At 42.7% G+C, this 3,693-nt stretch carries 5 protein-coding genes, 1 tRNA gene and 1 pseudogene; 3 read left to right on the forward strand and 4 right to left on the reverse strand.

Features of this window, described 5'->3' with window-relative positions; translation table 11 throughout:
- The 3 genes and pseudogenes from fusA to QZ147_RS08700 form a co-directional block, all read left to right on the forward strand.
- Nucleotides 1-475: pseudogene (fusA, locus tag QZ147_RS08690) on the forward strand (elongation factor G); the annotation flags it as partial.
- An 82-nt stretch (nucleotides 476-557) separates the two neighbouring features.
- Nucleotides 558-634 (forward strand) — tRNA-Arg (locus QZ147_RS08695).
- 286 nt (nucleotides 635-920) lie between these two features.
- Entirely contained in the window at nucleotides 921-2,138 is a 1,218-nt protein-coding gene (locus QZ147_RS08700) for a tyrosine-type recombinase/integrase (RefSeq protein WP_295149389.1), read from the forward strand.
- On the opposite strand, the gene QZ147_RS08705 is transcribed toward QZ147_RS08700, so the two are convergent.
- The 4 genes from QZ147_RS08705 to QZ147_RS08720 all read right to left on the reverse strand — a co-directional run bounded on the left by QZ147_RS08705 (nucleotide 2,121) and on the right by QZ147_RS08720 (nucleotide 3,592).
- Nucleotides 2,121-2,327 carry a hypothetical protein gene (locus QZ147_RS08705; protein WP_295149392.1) on the reverse strand — a complete coding sequence of 69 codons (207 nt, stop codon included), beginning with the start codon at nucleotides 2,325-2,327 and terminating at the stop codon, nucleotides 2,121-2,123. The genes QZ147_RS08700 and QZ147_RS08705 overlap by 18 nt on opposite strands.
- 2 nt (nucleotides 2,328-2,329) lie before the next feature.
- On the reverse strand, nucleotides 2,330-2,524 hold the full coding sequence (locus tag QZ147_RS08710; protein WP_295149393.1) for a hypothetical protein: 195 nt from the start codon (nucleotides 2,522-2,524) through the stop codon (nucleotides 2,330-2,332).
- Nucleotides 2,525-2,717: 193 nt separating this feature from the next.
- Complete coding sequence (locus QZ147_RS08715; RefSeq protein WP_295149396.1) at nucleotides 2,718-3,392, reverse strand: antA/AntB antirepressor family protein; 675 nt, start codon at nucleotides 3,390-3,392, stop codon at nucleotides 2,718-2,720.
- A complete protein-coding gene (locus tag QZ147_RS08720; RefSeq protein ID WP_295149399.1) occupies nucleotides 3,389-3,592 on the reverse strand; it encodes a hypothetical protein in 204 nt (67 codons plus the stop codon). The genes QZ147_RS08715 and QZ147_RS08720 overlap by 4 nt, the downstream gene beginning before the upstream one ends.
- Nucleotides 3,593-3,693 lie beyond the last annotated feature (101 nt).

Consider the following 3,693-nt stretch of genomic DNA (forward strand, 5'->3'; position numbering starts at 1 on the left):
AGAATATATTCCAGCGGTTGAAAAAGGCTGCAAAGAAGCGCTTCAAAACGGCGTACTTGCGGGCTATCCGGTCGAAGACGTTAAAGTTACGCTATATGACGGAAGCTACCACGAGGTCGACTCTTCTGAAATGGCGTTTAAACTTGCCGCTTCAATGGGCTTTAAAGAGGGTGCTAGAAAGGCGGGAGCCGTCATTCTTGAGCCTATCATGAAAGTAGAAGTAGAGACGCCTGAGGAGTACATGGGCGACGTTATCGGAGACCTCAATAAGCGTCGCGGTCAAGTTAATTCAATGGACGAAAGAAGCGGAAATAAGGTAGTTACTGCATTCTGCCCGCTTTCGACCATGTTTGGATACTCTACCGACCTACGCTCTCAAACGCAAGGACGTGCGACGTATTCTATGGAATTTGACCACTATGATGAAGTTCCAAAGAACGTTAGCGAAGAAATTATTAAGAAAAGAAACGGCTAATCGCCGAAAATTTGCCGCCTCGTATGGGGCGGCTTTTTAAATTTTACCTATATTCGAAATTTTTATACTTTTTGATATTCTCGTCCTCATAGCTCAGCTGGATAGAGCGCAGAATTCCTAATTCTGAGGCCACAGGTTCAAATCCTGTTGGGGACACCATTATATTATTTACGCTAGTTTTTCTTAATTTATATCCTTTTACAAAACTACGATAAAATCGGCTTTTAATGGAGTTTTTAATTTATCTTAATGTAGCTTAATGTATATTTATTTTTAAATTAATTGTGCTTTTTATTGTGCTATCGCTTTAAATTTGCATATAAATTTTATATTTTATTGTGCTTTTTAAATTTGCTTAGGCTTATGAAATGCCCGATAATTCGAGCTTTCGAGCCAAAAAACTAAGCACAGTAAAAAGCACGATAAACGACGCGAAAGGGCTAAAATGAAAATTAAAATTCTAACGGCGACGCAGGTCAAGGCGCTAAAATATAACGGCGGCGGGAGCGTCACGAGACACGCCATAGATACTACTTGCAAGCTTTATTTATTTTGCGCCGGTAGCGGAGCTAAAACGTATAAATTTAGAAAGAGCGGCTCGACTTATGAAAATATCGGCGATTACGACAATATAAGCCTGGCCGAAGCGAGAGAGAAAGCCAAAGGGTTTTATAAGGCCGAGGCCGCGGGCGAGCTTATCGCAAAAGAGAGTAAAAGCGTTTCGGAGGTCTTTTTTATGTGGCTCGATAACGTAAAAATCCCTCAAAACACGCAAAATCGCGCCGAAAAAAGAAGGAAGTTAATAAATAGGGTAAATAAATGGCTATTAAAGCCGCTCGGAGATAAACCCGTAGGCGAGCTTAAAAAGGCCGATATCGTTAAACAAACTACGCAAGTGGGCTTGATGAGCTATACGACCGCGGTTAAATTTCTACCGATACTTCGCGATACGCTAAAATACGCGAAAGCTAACGGGTATATAAAAGAGTATTCTTTCGCGCTCGAGCTTATCGACGACGCGGCGGCGATCTACCCAAAAAGCGGCGTAACGCATAGAAAAGCGGTGATAGACGAAGATAGATTAAGAGAGATTATCGGGATAGTAAAGCGAAGCGAATTAAAGCGGAGTATTAAAAATTTATTCTTTTTAAGCCTTGTTACGGCGCAGCGCCCGCATCAGATAAGAAACCTTACCTGGAACGCGGTAGATTTGGAAAAGGGCTTTTTAAATTTTAGCGAGACGGACAATAAAACGAGGCTTAACGCTCGTATCCCGCTCCCTAAGCAGGCCGTAGCCATACTCGAAGATCAGTTAAAATTTAAAGAGAACGATTACGTATTTAGTTCGGCTTATTTTACGCCTAAAAGCGGCTGGGCCTTGTCGGAAAACGTCTTGCAAAAGGCTATAAAATCTTTGGGCATCGACGATTTACACGCGCACGGCTTTCGCTCGATGCTCTCCACTTTTGCGACGAGGGCAAGCGAGAGGGTAAACGGCGAGGTAAGGGCGAAATTCGAGAAAAGGATAATAGACGAAGTGCTTTTGCATACGCCTAAAAGCGAGGTGGATAAGGCGTATTTTCGGGATTTTAACTCATCCGAGCATTTACGCCTTTTGCGGTGGTGGGCCGACTTTTTAGCGGGATTAGGGGCTTTTGACTAGCTTTTTTAGATCGGCTTTTAGCCAATCAAGAGGGTATCTTATCCGCCCGTTTATCGTTATGAAGCGCGGCGTGTATTCCCATTTGCCGGCGTATTTTTTCATCCGCATTTTAGCCAGAATATTACTTTTAGGGCTAAACCCCAAAAACGCCAAAGTCTCTTTTTCGGTAAGGTATTTTTTATCGCTCATTTTTACTCCTTTATTTGATTTATCGTGATGACGATGCGGCTAAGCCGTCCGTCGTCTAGCTTTTTTATCTCGCGCGTTATCCACGCTATTTTGGCGCGGCGCGCGGTTTGCTCGTCCGCCGCTTCGTTGTGCCGCTCGCAAAATTTAGCCAGCCGGGTTAGGGCGGCTTTTTCTTTTTCTTTTTCTGGGCTACTCATTACTATTTATCTTATCCTCCTAAAATTTCGTTTCTCTCCATAAAAAAGCGGTCGTCGTCGCTTGCATACGCCATAACAAAAATGGCGGCGTCTTTTAGTTCTGCTGTAGTCATATTTTGCCTTGTAGTAAGCGGAAATTAATCCCGCGATTTGTATAATTAGAAGTTGTTTTTTGTAGCCTTTTTGTAGGAGATTAGGCTACTTTAAATATCTGCTTTAAAATTTCCGTGCTGTAAGTATTTATGCGCCCGTATCTAGGGTCGATAACCGCGCCCATAAACGCCCCTTGCTCGTCGCTCAACTTTTTAGCCCTTTTGCCTAGGCTCGGTATATGATAGCCTTTTTGCGAAATGCCGTGTAAATTCATAAAAGCGATAAGCGTCATATAATTATCGTTGTTTAAAAGGCGGTTTATATTGTGCTTGGCTTTTAGCTGCTCTTTGCGTATCTCCTCGGTCTTGGTTTCTAGCGCAGCCGTTCGCCTCTCGTGTTCAACTAATAACGCCGCGCTCTGCGCTAAAATTTCGGCTTGGGTTAGCGGGATAACTTTCTGCTTATGTGTTTTTTCAAACTCTATGAAGTAGCGCCTGACCTTTTTGCCGACTTCGTTTCTCTCCAACATCGCGATCTCTTTTGCTATGTCGGTCGAGAGGATGTATTCGATCATTGTGGCATTATTGGCTTCCATTTTTTTGTGGAAGCAGATAAAATCCACATTCTCGACGGCGTCCACCTCGTCCAGCCTCTTTTTTATCCACGTTGAAAAGTCTTGTTTGCTTTCCAAAACTTCGTGTAGTTCTCTTGCATTGACCGAATTTATTTCGGCGCCGTTAAAATCCGCTTTGTTGATAGGGATTAGCTCTGTCATTTCGTTTCTCCTTTGGGTTGAAGTATGTTTAAAATTTTGGCTCTCATCGCGTTGTGATTTTTCGATAGCGCGTCTAAAGCGCAGAATAAATCATAAGCGCAGTCAAGCACCTTGTAGCTTACTTCCTCGTCGCTGTCGGTCGGCTCTATTTTGTAAAGCGCTAGATACTGGACGAATTTAGCCTTAGTTTGGGTTCGCATATTGTCTCCTTTGTCAAAGTCCTTATTTGTGCTTTGACAACGAAATAATAGCCAAATTAAAACTATAAGTCAAGGGGTTTGGTATAAAATAAGTATTATTT

Origin of the sequence: uncultured Campylobacter sp. (assembly GCF_905371695.1) — a bacterium.
Lineage (GTDB): Bacteria > Campylobacterota > Campylobacteria > Campylobacterales > Campylobacteraceae > Campylobacter_A.